The sequence below is a fragment of the Streptomyces sp. NPDC058664 genome (genome assembly GCF_042716635.1).
Classification (GTDB): domain Bacteria; phylum Actinomycetota; class Actinomycetes; order Streptomycetales; family Streptomycetaceae; genus Streptomyces.
In genome coordinates, this window is the sequence record NZ_JBHXRW010000002.1 from 2,017 (window position 1) to 27,715 (window position 25,699).

22 protein-coding genes and 1 pseudogene are annotated in these 25,699 nt (G+C 73.4%); 8 read left to right on the forward strand and 15 right to left on the reverse strand.

Going from position 1 to position 25,699, the window contains the following annotated elements:
* Positions 1–126 precede the first annotated feature (126 nt).
* From ACFWUY_RS01750 to ACFWUY_RS01770, 5 genes are all read right to left on the reverse strand, one after another.
* Positions 127–1,134 carry a TerC family protein gene (locus ACFWUY_RS01750; protein WP_384100850.1) on the reverse strand — a complete coding sequence of 336 codons (1,008 nt, stop codon included), beginning with the start codon at positions 1,132–1,134 and terminating at the stop codon, positions 127–129.
* A gap of 233 nt (positions 1,135–1,367) precedes the next feature.
* The gene (locus ACFWUY_RS01755; RefSeq protein ID WP_384100852.1) at positions 1,368–3,296 is read right to left on the reverse strand and encodes a TerD family protein; all 1,929 of its coding nucleotides are present in this window, start codon (positions 3,294–3,296) and stop codon (positions 1,368–1,370) included.
* Positions 3,297–3,414: 118 nt separating this feature from the next.
* A complete protein-coding gene (locus ACFWUY_RS01760; protein WP_384100854.1) occupies positions 3,415–3,993 on the reverse strand; it encodes a TerD family protein in 579 nt (192 codons plus the stop codon).
* Positions 3,994–4,134: 141 nt separating this feature from the next.
* Positions 4,135–6,273, reverse strand: coding sequence for an excinuclease ABC subunit UvrB (gene uvrB, locus ACFWUY_RS01765; protein WP_384100856.1), 2,139 nt, complete (start codon positions 6,271–6,273; stop codon positions 4,135–4,137).
* 40 nt (positions 6,274–6,313) lie between these two features.
* Entirely contained in the window at positions 6,314–7,213 is a 900-nt protein-coding gene (locus ACFWUY_RS01770) for an MHYT domain-containing protein (RefSeq protein ID WP_384100858.1), read from the reverse strand.
* Between the two features lie 227 nt (positions 7,214–7,440).
* On the opposite strand from ACFWUY_RS01770, the gene ACFWUY_RS01775 reads away from it, so the two are divergent.
* Entirely contained in the window at positions 7,441–8,007 is a 567-nt protein-coding gene (locus tag ACFWUY_RS01775) for a methylated-DNA--[protein]-cysteine S-methyltransferase (protein WP_384100860.1), read from the forward strand.
* Between the two features lie 66 nt (positions 8,008–8,073).
* The gene (locus ACFWUY_RS01780) at positions 8,074–9,372 is read left to right on the forward strand and encodes an MFS transporter (protein WP_384100862.1); all 1,299 of its coding nucleotides are present in this window, start codon (positions 8,074–8,076) and stop codon (positions 9,370–9,372) included.
* Here ACFWUY_RS01780 and ACFWUY_RS01785 read toward each other — a convergent pair.
* The 4 genes from ACFWUY_RS01785 to ACFWUY_RS01800 form a co-directional block, all read right to left on the reverse strand.
* On the reverse strand, positions 9,288–10,427 hold the full coding sequence (locus ACFWUY_RS01785; protein ID WP_384100864.1) for a TolB family protein: 1,140 nt from the start codon (positions 10,425–10,427) through the stop codon (positions 9,288–9,290). The genes ACFWUY_RS01780 and ACFWUY_RS01785 overlap by 85 nt on opposite strands.
* Positions 10,428–10,430: 3 nt before the next feature.
* Positions 10,431–11,825: an MFS transporter gene (locus tag ACFWUY_RS01790; RefSeq protein WP_384100866.1), complete on the reverse strand. Its 1,395-nt coding sequence runs from the start codon at positions 11,823–11,825 to the stop codon at positions 10,431–10,433.
* Positions 11,825–13,168, reverse strand: a complete 1,344-nt coding sequence (locus tag ACFWUY_RS01795; protein WP_384100868.1) for a discoidin domain-containing protein — start codon at positions 13,166–13,168, stop codon at positions 11,825–11,827. The genes ACFWUY_RS01790 and ACFWUY_RS01795 overlap by 1 nt, the downstream gene beginning before the upstream one ends.
* 319 nt (positions 13,169–13,487) lie before the next feature.
* Positions 13,488–13,844, reverse strand: a complete 357-nt coding sequence (locus tag ACFWUY_RS01800; protein ID WP_384100870.1) for a cupin domain-containing protein — start codon at positions 13,842–13,844, stop codon at positions 13,488–13,490.
* A gap of 271 nt (positions 13,845–14,115) precedes the next feature.
* Here ACFWUY_RS01800 and ACFWUY_RS01805 point away from each other — a divergent pair, with 271 nt between their 5' ends.
* Positions 14,116–15,138, forward strand: a complete 1,023-nt coding sequence (locus ACFWUY_RS01805) for a pseudouridine-5'-phosphate glycosidase (RefSeq protein WP_384100872.1) — start codon at positions 14,116–14,118, stop codon at positions 15,136–15,138.
* Positions 15,135–16,049 carry a carbohydrate kinase family protein gene (locus ACFWUY_RS01810; RefSeq protein ID WP_384100874.1) on the forward strand — a complete coding sequence of 305 codons (915 nt, stop codon included), beginning with the start codon at positions 15,135–15,137 and terminating at the stop codon, positions 16,047–16,049. The genes ACFWUY_RS01805 and ACFWUY_RS01810 overlap by 4 nt, the downstream gene beginning before the upstream one ends.
* Positions 16,050–16,065: 16 nt before the next feature.
* On the opposite strand, the gene ACFWUY_RS01815 is transcribed toward ACFWUY_RS01810, so the two are convergent.
* Both ACFWUY_RS01815 and ACFWUY_RS01820 read right to left on the reverse strand, forming a co-directional pair.
* Positions 16,066–16,716 carry a uridine kinase gene (locus ACFWUY_RS01815; protein ID WP_384100876.1) on the reverse strand — a complete coding sequence of 217 codons (651 nt, stop codon included), beginning with the start codon at positions 16,714–16,716 and terminating at the stop codon, positions 16,066–16,068.
* 5 nt (positions 16,717–16,721) lie between these two features.
* Positions 16,722–16,856 carry a hypothetical protein gene (locus ACFWUY_RS01820; RefSeq protein WP_384100878.1) on the reverse strand — a complete coding sequence of 45 codons (135 nt, stop codon included), beginning with the start codon at positions 16,854–16,856 and terminating at the stop codon, positions 16,722–16,724.
* Positions 16,857–16,899: 43 nt separating this feature from the next.
* Here ACFWUY_RS01820 and ACFWUY_RS01825 point away from each other — a divergent pair.
* A pseudogene (locus ACFWUY_RS01825) lies at positions 16,900–17,181 on the forward strand (SDR family oxidoreductase); the annotation flags it as partial.
* Positions 17,182–17,271: 90 nt separating this feature from the next.
* Here the strand turns inward: ACFWUY_RS01825 and ACFWUY_RS01830 are convergent.
* Positions 17,272–17,916 carry a winged helix-turn-helix transcriptional regulator gene (locus ACFWUY_RS01830; protein WP_384100880.1) on the reverse strand — a complete coding sequence of 215 codons (645 nt, stop codon included), beginning with the start codon at positions 17,914–17,916 and terminating at the stop codon, positions 17,272–17,274.
* Positions 17,917–18,006: 90 nt separating this feature from the next.
* Between ACFWUY_RS01830 and ACFWUY_RS01835 the strand changes: the two genes are divergently transcribed.
* From ACFWUY_RS01835 to ACFWUY_RS01845, 3 genes are all read left to right on the forward strand, one after another.
* Positions 18,007–19,218: a pyridoxal phosphate-dependent aminotransferase gene (locus ACFWUY_RS01835; protein ID WP_384100882.1), complete on the forward strand. Its 1,212-nt coding sequence runs from the start codon at positions 18,007–18,009 to the stop codon at positions 19,216–19,218.
* A gap of 67 nt (positions 19,219–19,285) precedes the next feature.
* Positions 19,286–19,744 carry a hypothetical protein gene (locus tag ACFWUY_RS01840; RefSeq protein ID WP_384100884.1) on the forward strand — a complete coding sequence of 153 codons (459 nt, stop codon included), beginning with the start codon at positions 19,286–19,288 and terminating at the stop codon, positions 19,742–19,744.
* A gap of 14 nt (positions 19,745–19,758) precedes the next feature.
* Positions 19,759–20,448, forward strand: a complete 690-nt coding sequence (locus ACFWUY_RS01845; RefSeq protein WP_384100886.1) for a DUF2293 domain-containing protein — start codon at positions 19,759–19,761, stop codon at positions 20,446–20,448.
* A gap of 47 nt (positions 20,449–20,495) precedes the next feature.
* Here the strand turns inward: ACFWUY_RS01845 and ACFWUY_RS01850 are convergent, their stop codons facing one another.
* The 3 genes from ACFWUY_RS01850 to ACFWUY_RS01860 form a co-directional block, all read right to left on the reverse strand.
* Complete coding sequence (locus tag ACFWUY_RS01850; RefSeq protein WP_384100888.1) at positions 20,496–21,296, reverse strand: chaplin family protein; 801 nt, start codon at positions 21,294–21,296, stop codon at positions 20,496–20,498.
* Between the two features lie 127 nt (positions 21,297–21,423).
* Positions 21,424–22,692 (reverse strand): SWIM zinc finger family protein, encoded by a 1,269-nt coding sequence (locus tag ACFWUY_RS01855; protein WP_384100890.1) that lies wholly within the window; start codon positions 22,690–22,692, stop codon positions 21,424–21,426.
* A gap of 16 nt (positions 22,693–22,708) precedes the next feature.
* The gene (locus ACFWUY_RS01860; RefSeq protein WP_384100892.1) at positions 22,709–25,573 is read right to left on the reverse strand and encodes a DEAD/DEAH box helicase; all 2,865 of its coding nucleotides are present in this window, start codon (positions 25,571–25,573) and stop codon (positions 22,709–22,711) included.
* Positions 25,574–25,699 lie beyond the last annotated feature (126 nt).

Below are 25,699 nucleotides of genomic sequence, written 5' to 3' on the forward strand. Positions count from 1 at the left end.
TTTTACAACCCCCCCCTTCCGGGCGCCTGGTTCTTTTGTTTTAACGACCCGGCTTGGGGGCGCCGCGTCAACCGGCCGCGGCCCGGCGGGGCACACCCCGGGCCGGCCGTCGCCGTGTGTGCCGCGTCAGGCGCCGATGCTGTCCTTCTCGGCGCTGTCGGCGTCGGCCACGCTCTCGGCGGCTTCCCGCTCCGCCTGCTTCTTGGAGGCGATCAGGCTGGTGATCGTGGTGATGACCAGAACACCACAGATGACCGCGAGCGAGAACGGGATGGAGATCTCCGGGACGTGCACCCCGGACTCGTGCAGGGCGTGCAGCACGAGCTTCACACCGATGAAGCCGAGGATCACCGACAGGCCGTAGCTGAGGTGGACCAGCTTCTTGAGCAGGCCGCCGATCAGGAAGTACAGCTGTCGCAGACCCATGAGGGCGAAGGCGTTGGCGGTGAAGACGATGTACGGGTCCTGGGTGAGACCGAAGATCGCCGGGATGGAGTCGAGGGCGAAGAGGATGTCGGTGGTGCCGATGGCGAGCATGACGATCATCAGCGGGGTCATGATCCGCTTGCCGTTGACCCGGATGAACAGCTTGGTTCCGTGGTACCGGTCGGCCACGCCGAACTTCTTCTCGACGCTCTTGAGGAGACGGTTCTCCTCGAACTCGTCCTCCTCGTCGTCGGAACGCGCCTCCTGGATGAGCTTCCAGGCGGTGTAGATCAGGAACGCGCCGAAGATGTAGAAGATCCAGGAGAAGTTCGCGATGACCGCCGCGCCGGCCGCGATGAAGATGGCGCGGAGCACCAGGGCGATCAGCACGCCCACGAGCAGCACGCGCTGCTGGAGGTGGGACGGCACCGAGAACTTCGCCATGATCAGGACGAAGACGAAGAGGTTGTCGACGCTGAGCGACTTCTCGGTGATGTAGCCCGCGAAGAACTCCCCGGACGCCTGACTGTCGCCGAAGAACAGCAGACCGATTCCGAAGAGGGCCGCGAGCACGATCCAGACGACCGTCCAGATTCCGGCTTCCTTGACCGACACGTCATGGGGCTTGCGCCCGATGAAGAAGTCGGCTCCGATCAGGGCGCACAGACCGAGAATGGTCAGCACCCAGAGGGTCATTGAAACGTCCACTGCGCCTCCGGCGTCGTACGGCTACTTGATCAGCGTCGTCGCTGCCGGAGGTCTCTTCCACCCGGGCGACGGACGATGGCCGCCGGGCCGACGCCCCGGGATCGGATCCATGATGATCCGTCCGTATTGACGGGTACGCCGCGCTTGGGGAGTACTCCCCTCCGCACCAAGAAGACTACCCGAAAGACCAAGAGAAGGTAAAGGGCAGGGTAAAGGGCCACCAAAAGAGCAGGTCAGGGCCGCTTTCCATGGCGGGCCGCCGCCACCTGCGCGAGGACCTCACGGAGCACCCCGCTGCCCGGCGGGAGGAGCGGAGGCTCGTACGACCAGGCATGGCCGACCCACGGATCGGCGAGGTGGTCATCGGGGACCGGGGTGAGCCGCAGCAGCGAACGCCACAGCGGATCGAGCAGCGGCCCGTACGCGGCCGCGTCCTCCCGGTCCGCGACCATCAGCAGGTGGACGCCGACCGACGGCCCCTCGTCGGCGAGGTACCGGAGCCGGGTGACCGCCCGGTCGTCGAAGCCGTGCGGGAAGTCGTGCACGAGGAGGAGCTGCCGTGCCGCGTCGAGACCGGGCGGCAGAGCGTCGTGGGCCCCACCCCTGAGCGCCATCTGCAGCAGGTCGACCCGCTCGGTGAGCTGCTCGAGGACCGCCGAGACACCGGCCGCGCCCCGGGCCGGCGGGGCCGCGAGGACACCCGACTCCACCAGCGGGGCGAGCGCGGCGGCGCCCGCGCCGGCCGCGTCGACGACATGGACGGCGAACCGGCCCGCCGGGTGCGCCGCGAGCAGCCGGGCCGTGTGCGCGACCGCGCTGTCCAGGGCGAGCCGCCGCAGTTCGACCTGGTCGAGGAGCCCGGCCGCCTCCGAGTGCCCCCGACCGCTGTCCACCCAGAGTCCCCGCTCCAGCGGCAACCGGACGAGCATGGGGATGCGCAGATCCGCCCGCTCGGGAAGGTGGAGGTCTCCCAGGCGGACCGCCAGCGGATCCTCCGCCGGGACGCGGTAGGCGTGCCAGACGGGGTTGTCCCAGCGGGCGTAGGCGACGGGCAGGGCCGGTTCGACGACCTCGGACTCGGCCGCGAGCTGGGCGAGGTCCCGGTCCAGGACGGCCTGGGCCCGCTCCACCAGCTCGTCGTGCCGGGCGCGGGCGGCCGCCCGCGCGGCGTCGTTGGCGCCCCCGACCCGGGAGCGGTAGTCCGAGAGGGTCTGGTCGAGCTCCCGGTCGAGCCGGGACTCCGCGAAGTCGCAGGCGCTGCGGTAGGCGGCGGCGGTACGGGCCAGGTCCTCGAACATGCCCCACACCTGGTTGTACAGCCGCTCGTCCATGGACCAGCCCGAGGCGTCCCCGGCGACCGGCACGGGCGGAGCCTGCCGGGGCTCGGGGGCGGGGGCGGAGGCCGCCTGGCGGCGCGGGTGGGTGTAGTCGACGGGGCCACCGGTGCGCGTCCCGGTCGCGGGGGTGGGCGCGGCCGTCCCGGTCGCCGGGGTCGGGGATGTCCGGTCGGCCGGGTCGGTCCTGGACGGGTCCGGGGGCGTCGCCGGTGCGGTGTGCCGTACGCGCTCCGTCTCGGGGACGCGCTGCGGCGGCGCGGCGACCGGGGCGGGCGCGGGTGCGACCGTCTCCAGGATCGAGGCGGCCAGGTCGGCGGGGCGCTCCAGGCCCTGGTCGCCGAGGAGGGCGGCGAGACCGCCCTCGTACCCCTGGCCCATGGCGCGGACCTTCCAGGCGCCCTGGCGCCGGTACAGCTCCAGGGCGACGACGGCGGACTCGCTGTCGAGGCCGGTGATGGTGTAGCTGGCGATCTCGGCGCCGTCCTGGCCGGCGACGGTGACGAACGGGGCGGCGACGGCACCGAACCGGGCGGTTCCGTCGGCGCGCGCCCCGGGCAACGCCAGGAGGACCGAGACACGGTGGACGGCCCCGGGGACCGCCTCCAGGTCGACGGTGAGGCGGTGGTCGGCGGCGGCCTGTCCGGGGACGTCGACGCCGTGGAGGGAGGGCGCGCCGGGGTGCGCGATCCACTCCGCGCCCGGGACCCTGCCCTGCTCGTCTCCGAGGGTGGCCCCGGCGAGGACGGGGTGACCTGCCGACACCCGGATCTCGAGGCGGGTGTCGGGCAGGGGGTGGTTCTGCCCCCGGACCAGCTCGGCCGTCATCGACTCTGTCCCCTCAGCGTTACCGGGCTCGGTTGAAGCGCGTCGTGTGGTTCATGCGGGACAGCTCCCGGTGGCCTGGCGCCTCCGGGAGCTGTGGGTGCGTGCCGCGCGGGCGCGCCTACAGGTGCGGCAGGATCGCCGGCATCAGGTCCTGGAAGGTGCGGCCGTTGGCCGGGTTGCCCAGGGCGGTCATCTGCCAGCCGGAGCCGGCGCGGTGGACCTTCGCCATGATCTGCGCGGTGTAGTTGCCGCCGCCGTCGAGGGTGTAGCGCGCGAGCTCCTGCCCGTTCGTCTCGTCGACGATCCGGCAGAACGCGTTCTGCACCTCCTGGAACGTCTGGCCGGTGAAGGAGTTCACCGTGAAGACGATCTGGTCGATGTGGACCGGGACCCGCTCCAGGTCGACGAGGATCGCCTCGTCGTCACCGCCCTGGCCCGCACCGCCCACCAGGTTGTCACCGGTGTGCTTGACGGAGCCGTCGTCGCTGACCAGGTGACGGAAGAAGACCACGTCGACCGGCTGCTTGTCGGCGAAGAGGACGGCCGAGGCGTCCAGGTCGATCTCCCGGGTACGCGAACCGAAGAGGCCGCGGCGCGGCGCGGCCTGCCAGCCGAGGCCCATCCGCACCTGGGTGAGGCTGCCCCCGCCCTTCTTCTCCAGGCTGATGGCCTGGCCCTTGGTCATGTTGACCGACACGCGTCTGCCCCTCTCGTTGGCGTTCCCCGCGTCCGCTGTTCCGGTGCGTGCGGTTGTCGGTCACCCTACGCAGCGCCACTGACACCGAGGAGGCGCGGTCCGCTTTTGTGTCGGTCTTGCAACACATCGGACCGCGTCCGGTCAGGCGAGACCCGCCTCCTTCATCTGGCGCAACTCCTTCTTCAGCTCTCCCACTTCGTCACGGAGTCGGGCCGCCACCTCGAACTGCAGCTCCGCGGCGGCCGCCCGCATCCGGTCGGTCATCTCCTCGATGATCGCGGCCAGTTCCGTGGCGGGCCGGTCACCGAGCTGGACCGTCGAACCCGCGGCACCGCCCTTGCCCTTGCCCTTGACGCCGTGCGCGGCGAGCGAGGGGACGGGGGCCTTGGCACCCTTGCCCTCCTTCGCCTGGCGGTAGCCGGTGCCGAGGAGTTCCTCGGTGTCGATCTCCTCGCGGGCGATGGTCGCGACGATGTCGTTGATCTTCTTGCGGAGCGGCTGCGGGTCGATGCCGTGCTCCGTGTTGTACGCGATCTGCTTCTCACGGCGCCGGTTGGTCTCGTCGATGGCCTGCTCCATCGCCGGGGTGATCCGGTCCGCGTACATGTGGACCTGGCCCGAGACGTTCCGGGCGGCGCGGCCGATCGTCTGGATCAGGGAGGTGCCGGAGCGCAGGAAGCCCTGCTTGTCGGCGTCGAGGATGGCCACGAGGGACACCTCGGGAAGGTCGAGGCCCTCGCGGAGGAGGTTGATGCCGACGAGGACGTCGTACTCGCCTGCGCGCAGCTCGCGGAGCAGCTCGATGCGGCGCAGGGTGTCGACGTCGCTGTGCAGGTAGCGCACCTGGATGCCGAGCTCCAGGAAGTAGTCGGTGAGGTCCTCGGCCATCTTCTTGGTGAGGGTGGTGACGAGGACCCGCTCGTCGCGCTCGGTGCGCAGCCGGATCTCGTGGACCAGGTCGTCGATCTGGCCCTCGGTGGGCTTGACGACGACCTCGGGGTCGACGAGGCCGGTGGGGCGGATGATCTGCTCGACGAAGCCGTCGCCCCGGGAGAGCTCGTACGTCCCGGGGGTCGCGGAGAGGTAGACGGTCTGGCCGATCCGCTTCTGGAACTCCTCCCACTTCAGCGGGCGGTTGTCCAGGGCGGAAGGGAGCCGGAAGCCGTGGTCGACCAGGGTCCGCTTGCGGGAGGCGTCGCCCTCGTACATGGCGCCGATCTGCGGCACGGTGACGTGCGACTCGTCGATGACGAGCAGGAAGTCCTCGGGGAAGTAGTCCAGGAGGGTGTTGGGCGCGGAGCCGGGCTCTCGTCCGTCGAAGTGCATCGAGTAGTTCTCGATGCCGGAGCAGGAGCCGATCTGACGCATCATCTCGAGGTCGTACGTGGTCCGCATGCGCAGCCGCTGGGACTCCAGGTGCTTGCCCTGCTTGTCGAGCTCGGCGAGACGGCCCTCCAGCTCGCGCTCGATGTCGTTGACCGCGCGCTCCATGCGCTCGGGGCCCGCGACGTAGTGGCTGGCGGGGAACACGTACAGCTCGCGGTCCTCGCTGATGACCTCGCCGGTGAGCGGGTGGAGGGTGGAGAGGGCCTCGATCTCGTCGCCGAACATCTCGATGCGGACGGCGAGCTCCTCGTACACCGGGAAGATCTCGATGGTGTCGCCGCGGACGCGGAAGGTGCCGCGGGTGAACGCCAGGTCGTTGCGCGTGTACTGGATGTCGACGAAGCGGCGCAGCAGCTGGTCGCGGTCGACCTCCTCGCCGACCTTGAGCGGGACCATCCGGTCCACGTACTCCTGGGGCGTGCCGAGGCCGTAGATGCAGGAGACGGAGGCGACCACGATGACGTCCCTGCGGGTGAGCAGGGAGTTCGTCGCGGAGTGGCGCAGCCGCTCCACCTCCTCGTTGATCGAGGAGTCCTTCTCGATGTACGTGTCCGACTGCGGCACGTACGCCTCGGGCTGGTAGTAGTCGTAGTACGAGACGAAGTACTCCACCGCGTTGTTCGGCAGGAGCTCGCGGAACTCGTTCGCCAGCTGGGCGGCCAGCGTCTTGTTCGGCGCCATCACCAGGGTGGGGCGCTGGAGCTTCTCGATCATCCACGCGGTGGTGGCGGACTTTCCGGTGCCGGTGGCACCGAGGAGCACGACGTCCTTCTCGCCCGCGCGGATACGCCGCTCCAGGTCGGCGATGGCCGCCGGCTGGTCGCCGCTGGGCTGGTAGGAGCTGACGACCTCGAAGGGCGCCACCGAACGTTCGATCTTGGAAACGGGCCGCATGCAACCACCGTACGACCCGGCACCGACAGTCGGGCGGTGATCACCAGTCCTGGGAGCGGTGACCGCCCCGGGCGGCGGTCCTGCGGGCGGCGCGCCCGGCGGGCCTGGACGTCCAGTTGGCGGGCTCGCCGTAGGACGGGACGTGACGGGGGACGGGCACGCCGGGGCGGTGCGGGGCCCTGGCGGCGGGCCCCCGCCAGTCCGGGTCGCCCATCACGAGCAGCGGGTCGAACATGACGACGACGGCGGCGAGGATGAGGAAGACCGCCGGGCCGATCAGCATCGGCAGCAGGAGCGAGGTGGCGGTGTCACCGGCGCCGGCGGCGGGCTCGGTGCCGTGCAGGTGGACGCTGACCGCCGACATGGCGGTGTAGTGCATACCACTGACGGCGACGCCCATCACCAGGCTCGCGCCGAGACTGGCCAGAAACCCATGCACGGAGACGGCCGCCCAGAGGGCCGCGGTGGCGGCCACGACGGCGATGACCACGGAGAGCGCGACGGTGAGCGTGTCGTACTCGATACGCCCCTGCAGACGCATACCGGCCATTCCCAGATAGTGCATGGTGGCCACGCCGAGGCCGGTGATGGTGCCGCCGGTGACCAGGGTGAGGGCGGTGGCCCCGCGGTATCCGACGATGAAGATGCCGATCCCGACCATGACGACGGCGACGCCCAGGCTGGCGAAGGTGATGGGGCGGTCGTAGGTGATGGGCGCGTGGTGGACGGAGAAGCCCATCATGGCGATGAAGTGCATGGTCCAGATGCCGGTGCCGATCGAGGTGGCGCCGAGGGCGAGCCAGCCCGCCTTGAAGCTGTCCCGGTGGCGGAGCGATCTCGTCGTGCACCGAAGGCCGAGGGCGCCGCCCAGGCACGCCATGAGAAAGGCGGCCACCGGCGTGACGAGCCCGTAGCTGAATCCGTCGACCGTGCCCTGCATGAGCGTGTGTCCTCCACCCCTGGTGCAACGTCGTCCGAAAACAGTCGGTACCGCTGGGTAGTACTACCGGGGCGAGATTATGGCGCGCCGAGCGCCCCACGACCACGTGACCGGGGAATTGGCGCGCGTGAGACCGGAGCGAGACCGGGTCGTGATCTTGGCTGCCGACCTCGCTGCCGGTCTCACTGGCGACCTCGCTGTCGGTGGCGGGTCGTACCGTGGGCGGCATGGACATCGAAGCGGGGCCGACGGGCGGCGAGCGGGCCGTCCCGGTGGAGTGGACGGTCATGGAGAGCGCCATCGGGCCGCTCTTCCTCGCCGCGACCGCGCGGGGGCTCGTGCGGGTGGAGTTCCACGCCGACGCGGCGCGGCGGGAGCGGATGCTCGCCCGGCTCGCGGGGCAGCTCGGCGCGGAGCCGGTGGAGAGCGCCTCGGGACTGCTCGCCGACGCGATACGCCGGCTCGACCGGTACTTCGCGGGCGAGCCCGGCGATGTCGAACTGCCTCTGGACTGGAGCCTGACGACCGGGTTCCACCGGCAGGTGCTGCGCGAGCTGGCGAGCGGTGTGCCGTACGGCACGGTCGTCGGGTACGGGGAGCTGGCGCGGCGCGTGGGGCAGCCGGGGGCGGCGCAGGCCGTCGGGGCGGCGATGGGATCCAACCCGCTGCCGGTCGTGGTGCCGTGCCACCGTGTGGTGGAGAGCGACGGGGGACTCGGCGGCTTCGGGGGCGGCCTCGAGACCAAGAGACAGCTGCTGGCCCTGGAGGGCGTGCTGCCCGCGCCGCTGTTCTGAGCGCGGCCCGCCGTTCCGTGGGCCGGGGCGTTCCCCTCGGGTGGGGCGGCTGGCACACTCACGTCAGTGACCAACAGCCCCGATGCCCCTGACACGACCCTGCCCGGACCCATACCCGTCACCGGCGCCGAGCTGCCCGCGCTCCGCCGACGGATCCAGGCCGTGCTCATCGCCACCCAGATCCTCGGAGGCCTCGGCATCGCCACCGGCGTCGCGCTGTCCGCCGTCCTGGCCAAGGACGTCAGCGGCTCCGAGGCACTGTCCGGTCTGGCGTCGACGGCGACGGTGGCCGGCCCCGCGCTGCTCGCCATGCCGCTGGCCGCCCTGATGGCCTCGCGGGGCCGCCGGGCCGGGCTGGTCCTCGCGTACCTGATCGGGGCGCTCGGGGCCGGAGTGGCGGTGCTCGGGGCGGTCGTCGAGAGCTTCCCCCTGCTGCTCGTCGGACTCGTCGGCTTCGGCGCGGGGTCATCGGCGAACCTGGCGGCCCGCTTCGCCGCCGCCGACCTGGCCGCACCGGACCGCAGGGCCCGGGCCATCTCCACGGTGGTGTGGGCGACCACCATCGGGGCGGTGCTCGGACCGAACATCGCCGCGCCGGCCGGGGAGAGCGTCTCGGGCCTGGGGATACCGGCCACCGCGGGCCCCTTCGTCTGGGCGGCCGGGGTCTTCGTGATCGCGGCGGCCGTGGTGGCGCTGCTGCTCCGCCCCGACCCGCTCCTCACCGCCCGCGCGCTGTCCGAGGCCGGGGCCGGGGCCGGGGCGGGCGGGACGGCGGAGGAACGCTCGCTGCGTGCGGGGATGCGGGTGGTACGGGAGTCCCCACGGGCCCGCCTCGCCCTGGTCACCGTCGCCGGCTCGCACACCGCGATGGTGTCGATCATGTCGATGACCCCGGTGGCGCTGACCCACCACGGCGCGGACATCCAGCTGATCGGGCTCGTGATCAGCGGGCACATCGCGGGCATGTACGCCTTCTCGCCCCTGATGGGCTGGCTGTCCGACCGGCTGGGAAGGCTGTCGGTGATCGGGCTCGCGGTCGGCCTCATCGGGGTGGCCGCGCTCGTCGCGGGCACGGCGGGACCGAGCCACGGCCGGACCGCCCTCGGCCTCTTCGTCCTCGGCCTGGGCTGGTCGGCTGGTCTGGTGTCCGGCTCGGCGCTGCTCACGGACTCGGTGCCGCAGGCCGCGCGTGCGGCGGTCCAGGGACTCTCCGACTTCATCATGAACACCGCCGCCGGTGTCGGCGGCCTCGCGGCGGGCCTGATCGTCGCCAAGGCGGGCTACGGCCCGCTGAACGCGATCGCCGCGTGTCTGCTGCTGCCGATGGCGGCGCTCGCGCTCCGCGGCTCGTTCCGCAAGGCCTGAGCCCCGGAAGTCTCCGCCCGGTGCGGCACCGCGGGGGCCCGGTGCGGCACCGCGGGGGCCCGGTGCGGCACCGCGGGGGAGGACGCCGCTCGGGCGAGCCGGCGCGGGACTCCGGTGCCGTCGGCGGGCACCGCCCAGACCTCTCCCCCGTACCCGTACGCCAGGGTGGCGCGGTCGGTCCACAGCGCCTGGTCGTCGATGCCGCGCCGCTCGGCGACCGCGTGTTCGCGCCCGGTGCCCAACTCGTACACGTACAGCCGCCACGGCTCGCGCGGGCCGTCGGACACCCGCTTCTTGAAAGCGATCCTGCCGCCGTCCGGGGAGAGCGAGGGGCATTCGACGTTCTCCCGCAGGGCGCGGGCCGACCACTTCCGCAGGTCGCCCTCGACGAGATGAGTGCGGCCGGCCGTCGAGACGGTGGCGTAGAAGCGGTTGTCGTCCGCGGCGAAGCTGACGCCCCAGTAGTTGACGTCGGGGGCGTGGTGACGGCGGCCGCCGAGGGTGAGGGGGATCTGCTCCATGTTCTTCACCAGATAGCCGGTGCGCAGGTCGAGGATCGAGGTGCGGGTGGAGAAGGACGAGCGCGCGTAGGAGTCGCCGGTCGCGAACATCGTCCAGGAGAGCACGTTCCCCGAGGCCGAGACCCGGGCCCGGCTGGGAATGCCCGGCAGGCCGATGCGGCGCACCTCGCGCAGGTGCCGGTCGAGCACGAGGGCGTACGAGCGGGCCGGCACGCCCGGCCTGCGCTGAAGACAGAGGGCGGTCCCGCCGGCCGCGTGGAAGCGGTCGCAGGAGGGGCCGCCCACCACCCGGCCGCCGGGCGCGGACGGGTCCACGCGCGCGACTCGGCCGCTCGCGGTGTCACGGGCGTAGAGCGCGCCGGCGCCGCCGTCGAGGGTGAAGCCTGGGTCCGCGGTGCCGGTGGTCGCGGCCTGCCGCACCGAAGCCGCCCGCAGGGTGTAGGCGGTGGCCCCGCCGCCGAGGAGCAGGAGGGCGAGTACGAGGATCCACACGCGCGTGCGGGTGGAGGGGCGGGCGCCGGTCGGTGCGGGCATGGGTCAGTCGGTCCTCTCTGAGGGCTCGGGGGCGACGGTCTCGGAGGGCCCCGGAGCGTCCTGCTCCGAGGGGACTCCTCCCGCGGGGGTCGCTGGCAGCAGGCGCGCGGCGCAGCAGAGGGCCGCGGTGAGGGCGAGGAGGGCCACGAGGAGGGCGGCCCGGGGCCCGCTCGCGGTCCAGACGGCGCCGAACGCGACGGCGGCTCCCACCCGGGCGAGCGCCTGCGCGGTCTGGACGAGCGCGAGGCCGCCCGCCCGCCGTCCCTCGGTCAGGTAGGGGCCGGTCAGGGCCATCAGGACGCCGTCGGTGGCGGCGTAGAACATCCCGAGCAGGACGAGGACGCCCAGGAGGACCGCCGTGTCGGGCAGCGGGACCAGGAGCAGCGCGTAGGCGAGGAGCAGGGCCCCGTGCCCGTACAGGAACGGCGCGCGCCGCCCGATCCGGTCGGCGAGGCGTCCGGCGGGGACCGCGAGCAGCAGGTAGACGCCGGCGGCGCCGAGCGGCAGGAACGGGAACCAGGTCGCGTCGAACTCCAGTCGCCGCTGGAGCAGCAGATAGAGGAAGGAGTCCCCGACGGTGGCGGCGCCGAGGAGCCCGGCGCAGAGCACGATCCGCCGGTAGCCGGGTGAGCGCGGTCCGGTGAGGAGCCCGGCGCGCGGCACGATCCGTCGGCACGCGGGCGGGCGCGGTCCGGTGAGGAGCTCGCCACGCGCGCGTGGTGCCGCCCGTGCGGCCGGCCTCGTCGCGTTCTCCCGCGTCCTGCGCCGCTCCCTCACCCGCCCGGGGACGAGCAGCGCCCAGAGCAGGACGCCGAACGCCCCGACGCAGAAGCTGACGGCGAAGACGGCGTCGTAGGCGTCGGCCGTCGCCCACAGCAGGGCGAAGGCGGCCAGGGGGCCGAGGAGGGCGCCGGTGGTGTCCATGGCGCGGTGCGTGCCGAAGGCGCGGCCCAGGTCCTCGGGTGGGCTGTGCAGGGTGATGAGGGCGTCCCGCGGGGCGGTGCGGACGCCCTTGCCGAGCCGGTCGGCGGCGATGGCGGTGGCGATCCAGCCCGTCGCGCCGCCCGCCAGGAGGAGGCAGAGCCGGGAGCAGGCGGAGAGGGCGTAGCCGAGTCCGCCGATCTGTTTGTGGCGGCCGCCGCGATCGGCGGCGGCGCCGCCGATGAGTCGTACGAGCGCGGTGGCGCCGGTGGAGAGGCCGTCGAGCAGCCCGAACTGGAGCGGGGACAGGCCGAGTCCGACGACCAGGTAGAGCGGCAGGACCGCGGTCACCATCTCCGAGGAGACGTCGGTGACCAGGCTGACCGCGCCGAGGGCGAGGACGGTGCCGGGGACGCGCCACCGGACCCCCGAGGGGGTGGGCGGCGCGCCCGGGCGACCGGTGGTCGCGAGGTACATCAGTGACAGGTGTAGGTCGGGCCGGTGTCCTTGACCTGGTTGTCGACGCCGACGTACTGCCAGGTGTACGTCGTGTCGGTGAAGTCCAGCTTCAGGACGCCGTACGGACCGCTGATCCGCTTCTGGCTGTGGGGCTGGACCGTCTCGATCGCGTACGGCTCGGCGCCGCCCATGCCTCCGACGATCTCGACGATGCCGTCGGCGGCGGCCTGTCCGCTCGGGTTCTGCGGGGCGAACCGCTCGTAGTGGTGGTCGTGGCCGTTCAGCACCAGGTCGGCCTTGGCCCCGTAGAGGATCTGCCAGACGGGCTTGGAGACGGGGTCGTTGCCGTGGCCGCCGGAGGAGTACAGCGGGTGGTGGAAGTAGGCGGCGACGCAGCCCTTGGTGTTCCGCGCGAGGTCGTCCTTGAGCCACTGGATCTGGGCGGCGTCGTCGAAGGAGTTGGAGTCGAGGGCGATGAAGTGCCAGTTGCCCTGGTCGTAGCTGTAGTAGGGCTTGCCCTGCGGGTAGGCGAGGGCACCGAAGTACGACTTGTAGCCGGCGAACGCGCCGGCCGGGTCGTAGGACTCGTGGTTGCCGGGCACGGGCCGGGTCTGCGCCTTGAAGGCGCCCCAGGTCTTGTCGTAGTAGTTGCGGAAGTCGGAGAGCCGGGCGTCGTCGTACTGGTTGTCGCCCATCGTCAGGTAGAAGGACGGCGCGATCCGCTGGGCGAGGGCGGCGGTCTTGGGGTGGGCGCAGGAGCTGCTGGAGGCCGTGCACTGGGCGGCGATGTCACCGGCCGCGACGACGGTGAAGGCGCCGGTGGGCGGCGGGGTGGTGCTCGTGGTGCCGTAGACCTCGACCGTGTAGAGCGAGTAGCCGTACGGGGTGCCGCGCGCGGTCCCGTACACGCGCAGGTAGCGGCCGGTTCCGGTGAGTCCGGTCCAGTCGTCGGTGCCGCCGTTGCCGGCGGTCTCGGTGGCGAGGCCGGCCCAGGTGGTGCCGTCGGCGGAGATCTCGACGCGGTAGGCCTTGGCGTGGGCGACCTCCCAGACGAGCTTGACGCGGGAGACGGTGGCGGACGGGCCGAGGTCGACCCGGATCCACTGCGGGTCGATGCCCTCGGCGCTGGCCCAGCGGGTGGTGGAGACGCCGTCGAAGGCCTTCTCCGGGCCGAACGTGCTGTCCTCGACGGACGAGGACGTGGCCGGCCGGCCCTGCGAGATCAGGACGTCGACGGCGGCTCCCGCCCGGTCCGGGAGGGCGAGCAGGAGTCCGCCGACGAGCATGAGGACGGCGGTGAGGACGACGGGCAGTCGGTGGGGGACGGTGCGGCGGGGTGGGGCGGAGGCGTTCAGGCGCATACCTGGCTCCCTGGCCTGTGGGGTGGCGAGAGCTGGACACCGGTGCGGCGCACCACGACCGGCCGCGTGAACGTGGTCCGGTCCGCCCGTACCCCGGGACATGGGTACGGGCGCCGACCGGGTGGCGATTCGGGCGCCACACGGCGGGTGGTGCTCAGCGGCCGGGTCAGAGCTCTCGCTGAGCGCGTCACGCCCTCAGGTCGGGTCGCCGCGCCGAGCCGCTGCCGGGATGCTAGCCGACAGGAAGGTTTCCTACCAGACCTCTGGCCGACCCTGGAGTACGAGCGATCCGGAGCGGCTCGACCGCGCCCCGCCGCCTTCAGAGACTGATGTGGTACGCCTTGCGCAGGGTCTCGTGGACGGTCCAGGTCGTCCGGTCTCCCTCGCGCAGCACACAGGCGTCCCCGGGTCCGACCTCCAGCGTCTCCCCGCCCTCGACGGCGACGGTCGCCCGGCCGGAGACCACCACGAAGAGCTCGTTGGCCTCGGTGTCGGTGACGACGCCGGGCGTGATCTGCCAGATGCCGCGCAGCTGCTTGCCGTCGGCCGACTCCCACAGCACCTTGCCCGTCACCTCGGGCGTGCCGGAGACGATCTGGCCGGGGTCGAGCGGCTCCGCTTCGAGCTCCGCGTCGGGGATGTGCACGGCGAAAGAGGGCTGGTCATGTGTCGTCATGGGCGGTGACTGTAGCGGGGGCCGGGGACCGCCCCGAGGCCGGTACCGGGTGGACGGAATGCCTCCGCTTCGCCTCCCACCAGCCGCGATGCCCGCATCGCGCGACGACGACGAAATCCGCACCGCCCCTTCGGGCCGCGCCCGGCGGCCGGTACGCCCGGCCCGGCGAGCTCGCCGGACACCGCGTGACGGATTCCGCGGGTCCGCCTCCGGTGTGGCCGGTGGTCGCCACCGAGGTTTGCGGGGCCGGTGGTCGCGCCAGGAATGGGACATGTCCACACAGGTGTCCGAAGAGGTACGGGAGGCGCTCCACGAGGGGCGTCCCGTCGTCGCGCTGGAATCGACGATCATCGCCCACGGCCTGCCGCGCCCGCGCAACCTGGCCGTGGCCCTGGAACTGGAGCAGCTGGTACGGGCCGGGGGCGCCGTCCCCGCCACCGTCGCCGTGGTCGACGGCACGGCACGGGTGGGCCTGGACCGGGCGGCCCTGACGCGGATCGCCGAGGACCCGGCGGTGCGGAAGCTCGGGCACCGCGACCTGGCCCCTGCCCTGGCGACCGGCGCGACCGGCGCGACGACGGTCTCGGCGACGGCCCGGCTCGCCGACGCGGCCGGCATACGGGTGTTCGCGACCGGCGGCCTCGGCGGCGTGCACCGCGAGTGGACCGAGACCCAGGACGAGTCTGCCGACCTGCGGCTGCTCGCCCGGGTCGGGATCACCGTCGTCTGCGCCGGGGTCAAGTCGATCCTCGACGTGCCCGCGACGCTCCAGCGCCTGGAGACCCTGGGGGTGACGGTCGTCGGGTACGGCACGGAGCACTTCCCCGGCTTCTACCTCTCCTCCTCGGGCGAGCCCGTCGACTGGACCCTGCGGACCCCGGAGGAGGTGGCCGGGGTGATACGGGCGCAGGACCGGCTCGGCGAGCCGAGGGCGGCGCTCGTCGTCGCCAACCCGGTCCCGGTGTCGGAGCAGTTGGACCCCGCGCTCCACGACCGGGTGCTCGCGGGTGGCCTGGCCGCGGCGAGGGAGAAGGGGATCACGGGGCAGGGGGTGACGCCGTTCCTGCTCGAATACCTGACGGTCCACACGGAGGGGGCGTCCCTGGAGGCCAATCTGGCGGCGGTACGGGGCAATGTGCGGCTCGCGGCGAGGATCGCGGGAGCGTACGGCGTGGGGACGGTCCTTGGTACGGAAGTGGTGCCCGGTGCGGAAGTGATACCTGATACGGGAGCGACGCCCGGTACGGGAACGGTGCCCGGTACGGGAGTGGCACCCGGCGCGGGCGGCCGGTGAGCCGGGCGGCGGGCGCCCTGCTCGTCGTCGGGGACATCGTCACGGATGTCGTCGCCCGGCACCGGACCCCGCTCGCCCCCGCCACGGACACGGCGGCGGAGATCCGGACGCTCCCGGGCGGCGCCGGCGCCAACGCGGCCTGCTGGGCGGCGCGTTCCGGGTGCGGAGAGGTACGGCTCCTCGGCAGGGTGGGGACGGACGCGGCGGGCTGGCACGAACGGGCGCTGCGGCGCGCGGGCGTGCGCCCCTTGCTCGTACCGGACGCGGAGGCGGCGACGGCCACCGTGATCGCGCTCGTGGACTCCTCTGCGGAGCGCACCTTCCTGACCGACAGCGGCGCCGCCCTGCGCCTCTCCCCCGGCGACTGGTCCGCCGCCCTGCTCGACGGGGTGGCCGGGCTCCATCTCTCCGGGTACCTGTTCTTCGCCGCGCCGAGCCGCGAGACGGCCCGGCGTGCGCTGCGGGACGCCAGGAAGGCGGGGATCCCGGTGAGCGTGGACCCGGCGTCGACGGGGTTCCTGACCGAGCTGGGGGTGGACACGTTCCTGGCGGCGGCGGAAGGAGCCGAGGTCCTGCTGCCCAACGCCGACGAGGCGCGGTCACTCACCGGATGCGCCGGTACGGAGGCGGCGGCAGCCGGGTTGAGCCGCCTCTTCCCTCTGGTCGTGGTCACCCTCGGGGCGGCCGGCGCCCTGGTCGCCGAGGGCGGCGCGGTCACGGCGCGGGTGGCGGCGCCACGGGTTCGGCCGGTGGACTCGACGGGCGCGGGCGACGCGTTCACCGGAGCGTTCCTGGCCGCCCGGCTCGCGGGCGCGGACCCGGCACGGGCGGCGGCGGAGGGCTGTCGCGCGGGCGCGGAGGCGGTCACCGTGGTGGGCGGCCGCCCACCGGACCTCCCGGCCGGCGGCTGACGTCCCCCGTCGTGACCTACCGCCCCAGCCCCGTCCAGGCCGGATGGCGCGGGTCGTCGGCGCGTACGACGGCGTCGGCGGTCGTACCGGGGTCGACCTCCGTCTCGTACCGGGCGAAGGCGGGCAGGGTCCAGGTCTCCTCGGCCTCGGTGCGCCGGGCGAGGGCGGCGGCCGATAGCCGCAGGTGCACGGTGAGGTCGAAGGGGAACCAGTGGCCGAGGAGGAACGGCCCGTGCACCACGAGGATCCCGCCCGGCGGCAGCGTGACGTACGGGCTGCGGGTGGCGCGGTCCCGGACCGGGTCCCACAGGTCGGGCAGCACGCGCCCGGTGCCGCCGGGTTCCAGCGGCCCGAAGACCTCCCGCCACAGGGCCTTGATGTCGGTCCATCCGTCGTAGTACGCGTCGGGGTCCCGCTTCCCGTACTCGTACCGGAGGGAGGCGGGCCGCAGGAAACCGGCGGTCCCCACGACGTGGACGGAGCGCCCTCGTGTCCGCAGCGCCTCGGCGAGCAGCCCGGCGAGCGCGCCACCGGGCGCGGCGGGCGGTCCGTCGATGCCGACCTTGAGCCAGTCACCGCCGTCGCCGGGGGTGGCCTCGTCGAGGTGCCCGGCGAGCGTCTCCGCCAGCCGTTCCCAGGTGATCGCCTCGTACCGCGTCCCGCTCATCGTGTTCATCCTGCCCGCAGATCCGCCGGACCGCCGCCACCGGGTCCGCGCAGGAGCACCGCCGGCCGGCCCGCGAGCGTGTCCGCGTCCCGGCGGGGCAACGGGACGAGCCGGTCGGCGAGGGGCTCCTCATACGTCACGGCTTGACCTTGTCACTGGCGTGACTGTTCCACCATCGGGTTCATGGACACCACCACACCCACCAGGGTCGTCGTCACCGGTGCGGGCACCGGCATCGGCCGGGCCACCGCCCGCGCGTTCGCCGGACAGGGGGCGACGGTCGTCGCCGTCGGCCGCAGGAAGGAGCCGCTGCGGGAGGCCGCCGAGGGCCACCCCGGGATCCGTCCGTGCGTCGCCGACGTCACGGCGGAGGGCGCGGCCGAGGAGATCGTCCGTACCGCCCTGGGCGACCACGGCCGTCTCGACGTGCTCGTCAACAACGCGGGTGTCGCCGCGAGCGGCTCGCAGTCCTCGACGCGCGGATCGCGGCACAGACCGAGGCCCGGGACCGTCTCGCGCGCACCCTGGCCCTGGGCGGCTCGGCGGAGCGGCAGGTCACCTGATCCCGGCGGCCGGCGCGGCGTGTTCGAGGGCGGCGCGACCCGATGCGATCGCCTCGGTGAGCGTCAGTTCCCCTGCCGCGAGGGCCCTGCAGGTCGCCGCGTCGGTCCGTAGCCGGGCGTCGGGCACCACCGCCGTACCGGCCCCGTACACCCCGTCCCCGTACGCGACGCTCCCGTCGCTCCCGACCCGTACGTGGAACTCGCCCTCGTCCAGGGTCACCTGGACGACGCCCTCGCCCAGTTCGGCGAGGGCCCCGAGGAGCGGGATCGCGTACCAGTGCGCGCGGACGGCGTCGGTGGGCCGCGGCTCGCCCAGATCGGGCGCTCCCCAGGCGGCCAGGGCGCGCAGCACGGGCAGCAGGTCGTGCCCGCGCGGGGTGAGTTCGTACACGAACGCCGAGGCGGGCGGCGGAAGCCGGCGGCGGGTGACGAGCTCGGCGGCCTCCATGTCCTTGAGGCGGCCGGCGAGCATGTCGGTGCTGACGCCGGTCAGGTCGGCGTGGAGGTCGGTGTAGCGGCGCGGCCCGGCGAGGAGTTCGCGGACGACGAGCAGCGTCCAGCGGTCGCCGACGAGGTCGAGGGCGCGCGCGGCGGCGCAGTGCTGGTCGTAGCTGCGGCGGCGTGGCTGACGTGGCATGCGACGCAGTCTAGACATGTTGTTGGACTTTCCAAGCTTGAACTTGGTAAAACCAAGCAACACTGATTCCGGGGACTGGGGAGGTCGGACATGGAGTTCCGGCAGTCGAGCAAGCTGAGCAAGGTCTGTTACGAGATCCGGGGCCCCGTCATCGAACACGCCAACGCGCTGGAGGAGGCGGGCCACAGCGTGCTGCGCCTCAACACCGGCAACCCGGCGCTCTTCGGCTTCGAGGCGCCCGAGGAGATCGTCCAGGACATGATCCGGATGCTCCCCAAGGCCCACGGGTACACCGACTCGCGCGGCATCCTGTCCGCCCGCCGCGCCGTGGCCCAGCGCTACCAGGCCATGGGGCTGCCGGAGGTCGACGTCGACGACGTCTTCCTCGGCAACGGCGTGTCGGAGCTCGTCTCCATGGCCGTGCAGGCCCTCCTGGAGGACGGCGACGAGGTCCTGATCCCCGCCCCCGACTTCCCGTTGTGGACGGCGGTCACGACCCTCGCCGGCGGCAAGGCGGTGCACTACCTGTGCGACGAGTCGGCCGACTGGTACCCGGACCTCGACGACATGGCGTCGAAGATCACCGACCGGACCCGGGCCGTGGTCGTCATCAACCCCAACAACCCCACCGGCGCGGTCTATCCGAAGGAGATCGTCGAGGGCATCCTCGACCTCGCCCGCCGCCACGGCCTGATGGTCTTCGCCGACGAGATCTACGACCAGATCCTCTACGACGAGGCCGTCCACTACCCGGCCGCCTCCCTCGCCCCCGATCTGGTCGTCCTCACCTTCGGCGGGCTCTCCAAGACGTACCGGGTGGCGGGCTTCCGCTCCGGCTGGCTGGTCGTCACCGGCCCGAAGCAGCACGCCAGGAACTATCTGGAGGGGCTCACCATGCTCGCCTCCATGCGGCTCTGCCCCAACGCCCCCGCCCAGTACGCCATCCAGGCCGCGCTCGGCGGCCGCCAGTCGATCCACGAGCTGACCGCCCCGGGCGGCAGGCTCCGCGAACAGCGCGACCGGGCCTGGGAGAAGCTCAACGAGATCCCCGGCGTCTCCTGCGTGAAGCCGAAGGGAGCGCTGTACGCGTTCCCGCGCCTGGACCCGGCCGTGCACAAGATCCACGACGACGAGAAGTTCGTCCTCGACCTGCTGCTGCGGGAGAAGATCCAGGTCGTCCAGGGAACCGGCTTCAACTGGCCGCGCCCCGACCACTTCCGCATCCTGACCCTGCCGTACGCCGACGACCTCGACGCCGCGATCAGCCGCATCGGCCGCTTCCTGAGCGGCTACCGGCAGTGACGTCCCGCCCCCTCGGCTGTCATGATCTGAAGACCTGAGATCCGAGGACAGGGAGGGGCGATCGGTCGTGGATGTGGCGTTGATAGCCGTGGCGGGAACCCTGTTGGGCGTCATCGCCACGCACTGGTTCCAGAGGCGGGCCACCGAGCGCACCGCCTCGCTCGCCCGCACCGAGCAGCTCCGCCAGGAGCGGATCGCGACCTACAGCGCCTACGCGGGCGCGGTCGTCGACTACCGGCACAGCCAGAACGACCGCTGGTTCCGCGCGATGAAGGAACCCGGTTCCGAGGAGGCGGAGGAGTCCCGCCACGCCTCCTACCGGCGGCGCACCGCCGCCCGGCAGGCCCTCTTCCGCGTCCAGTTGGTCTGCGACGACCCGCAGGTCCGTCGATTGGCCGAGGCCGCCTTCGAGGAGGCCCACTGCATGCACGAGGCGGAGGGCGAGGCGGAGCGCGCCCGGCGCTCCGCCTCGGCGAAGGAGGCGCTCGCCCTGTTCATCACCGCCGCCGCGCCCGGCATCCGCTGAACGGGACGGCGGACATGGATCTCGTCGCACCCGTCGTCGTCGAACCGCTCAGGCGCCGCCGCTGCTCGGAATGCCGGCAGGGCCCGCTGGAGCGGATGATCGTCGAGTTCAACGCCCCGGTCTGCCTGGACTGCGCCGACCTCGGGCACCTGGTCTTCCTGCGGCGCGGGGACACGGCGCTCACCCGTCGCGCCCGTGAGCGCAGCGCCCTCTGGGCCGTGGTGGTACGGCACAACCGGCGCCGCACCCGGTACGAGCGTCAGGGCCTCCTCGTCGAGGAGGCGGCGCTCGCCGAGGCGGAACTGGCCTGCCTGGCGGACGCGGAGGCGCGGGCCAGACGGCGGGCCAGGGACGCGGTGCGGCGCGCGGCGCTGGACGCGGAGGTCACCGAGGTCCTCCGGGCGGAGATCCTGCGGCTCTTCCCCTCCGTCCCGGCGGACCGGGCCGCGGAGATCGCCGTCCACGCCTCGGCGAAGGGCAGTGGACGGGTGGGGCGCACGGCCGCGGGCCGCTCGCTCGACCGCGGCGCCGTCACGGCCGCCGTGCGCGCCTCCGTACGGCATGTCGACACGCCGTACGACACGCTGCTGATGCGGGGGGTTCCGCGGCACCAGGCCCGGACGAGGGTCGCTCCCGCCATCGAGGCGGTGCTCCGGGCCTGGCGTCGCGGCGGCGAGGACGCCCACGGCCGGGGACACGACTGACGGCTCGGGTGTCAGCGTGCCTCGGCCGGTCCGCGGAGACCGGACCTTCAGGCCTGGTCGCCGGCGCGGCGCGCGCGACGGTACAGCAGGGCGCCGCCGAGCAGCAGCGCGGCGCTCGCCCCGGCGGCGTAGCCGATGGTGTCCGCACCGGTGGCGGCCAGCGCGACCGGGCTCGTCTCACCCTGCGGCGCGGGGGCCGGGGCGGGCTTCTCGGTCTCCGTCTCGGTCTCGGTCTGCGGGACCGGCACGTTCCGGACGGGGGTCTGCGGGCGCGGCGTCGGCTTCTCGATCGGCTGCGCCGGCTTCCCGGGGCCGTTGACCGCCGTGTTGCCGAAGACCGGGTTGAGCAGGCCCACCACGTTGACCGAGTTCCCGCTGACGTTCACGGGCAGGTCGATCGGCAGCTGGAGGCCGTTCCCGGAGAGGACGCCGGGAGAGCCCTCGGAACGGCCCTCGGCGGTGGACCCGCCGCCGTTGGAGGAGCCGCCCTGCGAGCCGCCGGTCTGCGGGCCTCCGGCCTGCTCGCCGCCGCGCGGCGTGCCGGGCTCGTCCTTGTGGGAACGGCCGTCGCCGTCCGATCCGTAGCCCTCGGGCTCGTGCTCGGCGGAGCGGTTGGCACAGCCGTTGCCGAAGGCCGGGTTGAGCAGGCCGACGACGTTGACCGTGTTCCCGCAGGCGTTGACCGGGACGTGCACCGGCAGCTGAACCGTGTTGCCGGAGCCGACGCCCGGCGAACCCACCGCGGCGCCCTGCGCGCCGGAATCGGCGTGCGCGGCGCCCGCCGAGAGCGCGAGCGCTCCACCCGTGACCAACAATGTGGCCAGACCACTTCGGCGCATGTGCCTCATGGCTTCCTGCCTTCCGGAGGTGTGCACGGGCAAGTGCCCGTACCGGAATCAACGCGACAAACACACGTGCCGGATCCGGCTGTTGACGGGTTTCACTCCATCGAGTGGGACTCCGTTCGAGTGTCGGTCAGCGTCCCAGGAGGTCGGTGAGGGCTCCGACCGGGTCCGGATCGGGCGCGCCGCGCGGCCACCAGTCCTCGCGGCCGGCGTCCGACTCATAGCCGTACCAGAGGCCGTCGCGGCCGAGGCGGAGCTGGAGGGACTCGGTGGAGAGCCGGTTGCGCCAAGGCCGGAAGGCGGGGAAGTCGACGGCGATCAGCGCGGGTCTCGCACGGTCGAACGGGCCCGCCGGCGGGTCCCAGGGCTCTTCGAGGACGGCGAGACCCGCGGCGCCCCCCTGCCGCCAGGCGGCGACGGCCCGGGCGAGATCCGTCGGGGTGCGGTCGAGCGCGCACGCCAGGTCGCGGTAGAGGGTGCGGGTCGAGGCGGTGAGCCCGGACCCGGGGTGCGCGGCGGCGAGCCGAACGGCGTCCTGCCACGGGGTGAGTGAGGCGACCGGGTCGTGTCCGGTGGCGAGGAACGCGTGGGCGCGGGCGGCGGCCTCGGTGACGAGGAGGTCGAGGGCGAGCGGATCGGGGGCGGCGGGGTCGGGCGGGAAGACGGCGGGGCGGCCGGGCCGGTCCGGCAGCGGGAGCGGTGGGGGCAGCGGCAGCCCTGACCGCTCCGTCGCGGCGAGCACCGCGCGGGCGGGGACCGTCGGCATCGGGGGTGCGGCGGCGATCGTCTCGGCGGCGGACCTGGCCGCGTTGCGCCGGGTGAGTTCGGCGAGGAGCTCCTGCTCCCCGCGGCCGCGCATCAGGAAGAGGACGAACGGATCCTCGTCGAGGAGCCGGGCGGCCTGGTAGCAGAGGGCGGCGGCGTGCTTGCAGGGGTAACCGTCGTCCGGGCAGGAGCAGTCGGGGACGAGGTCGCCGGGCGCGGGCAGCAGTCCGGTGACCGCCTCGAGGGCGTGCGGCACGTCCTTGTCGAGCAGGGCGGCGATGTGGTCGGGGCGTGCGGTGGCCTCGTCGAGGAACCGCTCCCAGCCGTCGTCGCCGAGCGTCCGCATCCTGATCTCGGCGCGGTACGGGCGGGCGCGGCTGCCGTGGACGTAGGCGACGACCCGGCCGGGGGTCACGGTGATCGCGTCGACGTGGCCGCGTCCCGCGTACGCCCTGCCGCGGGCGAGGCGGGCCGGGTCGAGAGCGGTGTCCTCCAGGGCCTCGACCCAGGCGTTGCCCCACCAGGTGGCGGCGAACCGCCCGTCGGGGGCCTCTCGGGGCGCGACCTGCGGGAAGCCGCGGCGACGGTCGTCGTGGCGGGGGGCGGCTCCGCGCGCGCCCCGGGCGGTGTTCACGAAAGCCTCCTCGGGCTCACGAGGGCCTCCTCAGGGACACCAGGTCGGCGAGCTCCCGGTCGGTGAGTTCGGTGAGGGCCGCCTCGCCCGAGCCGAGGACGGCGTCGGCGAGGGCACGCTTGGCGCGGAGCATCTCGGCGATCCGGTCCTCGACCGTGCCCTCGGCGACGAGCCGGTGGACCTGCACCGGCTGGGTCTGCCCGATGCGGTAGGCCCGGTCCGTCGCCTGTTCCTCGACGGCCGGGTTCCACCAGCGGTCGTAGTGCACGACGTGGCCGGCCCGGGTGAGGTTGAGGCCGGTGCCCGCGGCCTTGAGGGAAAGCAGGAAGACCGGGATCTCACCGGCCTGGAAACGGTCGACCATCCGCTCCCGCTCGGCCACCGGGGTGCCGCCGTGGAGGAGTTGGGCCTGGATGCCGCGCGCGGCCAGGTGGTCGGCGAGGAGCCGTGCCATCGACACGTACTGGGTGAAGACGAGCACCGACCCCTCCTCGGCGAGGATCGTGTCGAGGAGCTCGTCGAGCAGGGCGAGCTTCCCCGAACGGCCGGCGAGCCGCGTGGTGCCCGCTCCCGACGGTGCCTGCTCCTTCAGGTACTGCGCGGGATGGTTGCAGATCTGCTTGAGGGAGGTCAGCAGCTTCATGACGAGGCCCCGGCGGGCCATTCCCTCCGCCTCCTCGATCCGCGCCATGGTCTCGCGGACGACCGCCTCGTAGAGCGAGGCCTGTTCCCGGGTGAGGGAGACGGGGTGGTCGGACTCGGTCTTGGGCGGCAGTTCGGGGACGATCCCGGGGTCGGACTTGCGGCGGCGCAGCAGGAAGGGACGCACGAGCCGGGCGAGCCGCTCGACGGCCTCCTCGTGCTCGATCTCCTCGTGGTTCTCCACGGCGCGGGCGTGCCGGGAACGGAAGGCCTTGAGCGGGCCGAGGAGACCGGGAGTGGTCCAGTCGAGGAGTGCCCACAGTTCGGAGAGGTTGTTCTCCACGGGCGTGCCGGTGAGGGCGACCCGGGCGGGCGCGGGGATCTCGCGCAGCGCTCGGGCCGTCGCGGAGAACGGGTTCTTGACGTGCTGTGCCTCGTCGGCGACGACCATCCCCCACTCCCGCTCGGCGAGTCGGGCGGCGCTGGTGCGCAGAGTGCCGTACGTGGTGAGGACGAATCCGCCCTCGACGCCGTCGAGGTCGCGGTCGGCGCCGTGGAAGCGTCGTACGGGCACGTCGGGGGCGAACTTCTCCACCTCCCGCTGCCAGTTGCCGAGCAGGGACGCCGGGCAGACGACGAGGGTGGGAGCCCGGCGAGCGCGGCGCAGATGGAGGGCGATGAGGGTGACGGTCTTGCCGAGGCCCATGTCGTCGGCGAGGCAGCCGCCGAGTCCGAGCGAGGTCATGAGGTCCAGCCAGGCGAGTCCGCGCAGCTGGTAGTCGCGGAGGGTGGCCGTCAGGCCGGGCGGGGCCTGCACGTCCTCGGGGCCGGCCAGGAGCCGGTCGCGGAGCGCGGCGAGCGCCCCGGCGGGGACGGCGGGCACGGTCTCACCGTCCACCTCCGCGGTGCCGGTGAGGGCGACGGCGAGGGCGTCGACCGGTTCGAGCAGGCCCAGTTCCCGCTTGCGCGCCTTGCGGACGAGGTCGGGATCGACGACGACCCACTGGTCACGGAGGCGCACGACGGGCCGGTGGGCCTCGGCGAGCTGGTCCATCTCGCGCTCCGTGAGCGGATCGCCGTCGAGGGCCAGCTGCCAGTTGAACCGGAGGAGTTCCTCGCTGTCGAAGAAGGCGGTGCCGTCGGTCGCGGAGCCGGGCGCGACCCGGTCGGCCCGGACGACGGCGGCGGCGCTGAGCGAGCGGGCCAGCTCCCGGGGCCAGTGGACGGCGACTCCGGCGTCGGCGAGCCGGGCGGCGGCGGGGCCGAGCAGCTCGTACAGCTCGTCCTCGGTGACGGCGAGGACGTCGGGCACGTCCCGCTCCAGGAGCCGGCCGAGCGGGGGCCAGACGCGGGCGGCCCGGCGCAGCGCGAGGACGGCGTCGATCCGGGCGCGGGGCCCGAAGTGCTCGCCGTCCCCCGCCCACAGGGCATCGGCGTCGATGACGAGGGTCGGGTCGGCGAGGCTGTGGACCTGGAGGAGCGCGGCGGCCGCGTGGCGCTCGCCGCGATGCTTCTCGCCCGTCTCCCCGGAGGGGCCGGTGCCGGCAGCCGTGTCGAAGAGCTCGTACGCGGAGAGGTCCAGGCGGAGCGAGACGCGGACGCCCGCGTCCATCCCGGCCGCCGCCTCCGCGGCCCAGGCGCGCGCCCGGGGCAGGTGCTGGGGCGGGCGCGCGGCGAACGGCGCCCCGACCGCGTGGGCGGCGGCCGGGGTGCGGGGCAGCACGTCGGCGACCGCGTCGAGGAAGGCGCGCACGAGGGCCTCGGGGTCGGGCAGCCGCAGCGGTCCGGGCCCGGGGACGGGCACGGGGTGCGCCTCGTACGGCAGGGCGGCGGCGACGGCCCGCAGATGGGCGATGTCGTCGGCGTCCAGGGGCCCCGCCCGCCAGGCGTCCAGGTCGTCGGCGGTCAGCCCCGGCAGCATCCGGCCGCGGGCCACCAGGTGCAGGGCGTGCAGCGCCGCGGCGCCCCAGCCGGCGGTGGCGGGGTGGGCCGTCGGGTGGTGGCGGGCCGCGACGAGGTGGGGCAGGGCGGTGTCGACGGGGAGGGCCAGGGCGGGGACCGCGCGACCGCGGGCACCGGTGCCGTGCCGCCGGGCCACGGTCAGCTCGACGCGCTCGGCTCCGCTCTCCGCCGGATCGGGCAGCGCGCCTCCGTCGGGGGACCAGAAGGCGACCCGCCCCTCCCGGGGCAGGGCGGCGGGCAGGAAGACGGCGGCGCTGGTGATCCAGGTGTGTGTCACTGCTCCGCTCCCCTTCCGCCGGTGATGCGTTCCGACTTGATCTCCGACCTTACGGGTGGGGTCTGACAACGGTCGCCGGGCAGGCTCCCCCGGGCGGCCCAGCAGCGGATGACACCGTGCCCCGGG

Excerpts from the sequence above, each read along its gene's own strand:
- ACFWUY_RS01755 (WP_384100852.1), bottom strand. The coding sequence starts at position 3,296 with ATGACGGCCGAGCTGGTCCGGGGGCAGAACCACCCCCTGCCCGACACC.
- uvrB (WP_384100856.1), bottom strand. The coding sequence starts at position 6,273 with ATGCGGCCCGTTTCCAAGATCGAACGTTCGGTGGCGCCCTTCGAGGTC.
- ACFWUY_RS01770 (WP_384100858.1), bottom strand. The coding sequence starts at position 7,213 with ATGCAGGGCACGGTCGACGGATTCAGCTACGGGCTCGTCACGCCGGTG.
- ACFWUY_RS01775 (WP_384100860.1), top strand. The coding sequence starts at position 7,441 with ATGGACATCGAAGCGGGGCCGACGGGCGGCGAGCGGGCCGTCCCGGTG.
- ACFWUY_RS01785 (WP_384100864.1), bottom strand. The coding sequence starts at position 10,427 with ATGCCCGCACCGACCGGCGCCCGCCCCTCCACCCGCACGCGCGTGTGG.
- ACFWUY_RS01790 (WP_384100866.1), bottom strand. The coding sequence starts at position 11,825 with ATGTACCTCGCGACCACCGGTCGCCCGGGCGCGCCGCCCACCCCCTCG.
- ACFWUY_RS01795 (WP_384100868.1), bottom strand. The coding sequence starts at position 13,168 with ATGCGCCTGAACGCCTCCGCCCCACCCCGCCGCACCGTCCCCCACCGA.
- ACFWUY_RS01800 (WP_384100870.1), bottom strand. The coding sequence starts at position 13,844 with ATGACGACACATGACCAGCCCTCTTTCGCCGTGCACATCCCCGACGCG.
- ACFWUY_RS01805 (WP_384100872.1), top strand. The coding sequence starts at position 14,116 with ATGTCCACACAGGTGTCCGAAGAGGTACGGGAGGCGCTCCACGAGGGG.
- ACFWUY_RS01815 (WP_384100876.1), bottom strand. The coding sequence starts at position 16,716 with ATGAGCGGGACGCGGTACGAGGCGATCACCTGGGAACGGCTGGCGGAG.
- ACFWUY_RS01830 (WP_384100880.1), bottom strand. The coding sequence starts at position 17,916 with ATGCCACGTCAGCCACGCCGCCGCAGCTACGACCAGCACTGCGCCGCC.
- ACFWUY_RS01835 (WP_384100882.1), top strand. The coding sequence starts at position 18,007 with ATGGAGTTCCGGCAGTCGAGCAAGCTGAGCAAGGTCTGTTACGAGATC.
- ACFWUY_RS01845 (WP_384100886.1), top strand. The coding sequence starts at position 19,759 with ATGGATCTCGTCGCACCCGTCGTCGTCGAACCGCTCAGGCGCCGCCGC.
- ACFWUY_RS01850 (WP_384100888.1), bottom strand. The coding sequence starts at position 21,296 with ATGAGGCACATGCGCCGAAGTGGTCTGGCCACATTGTTGGTCACGGGT.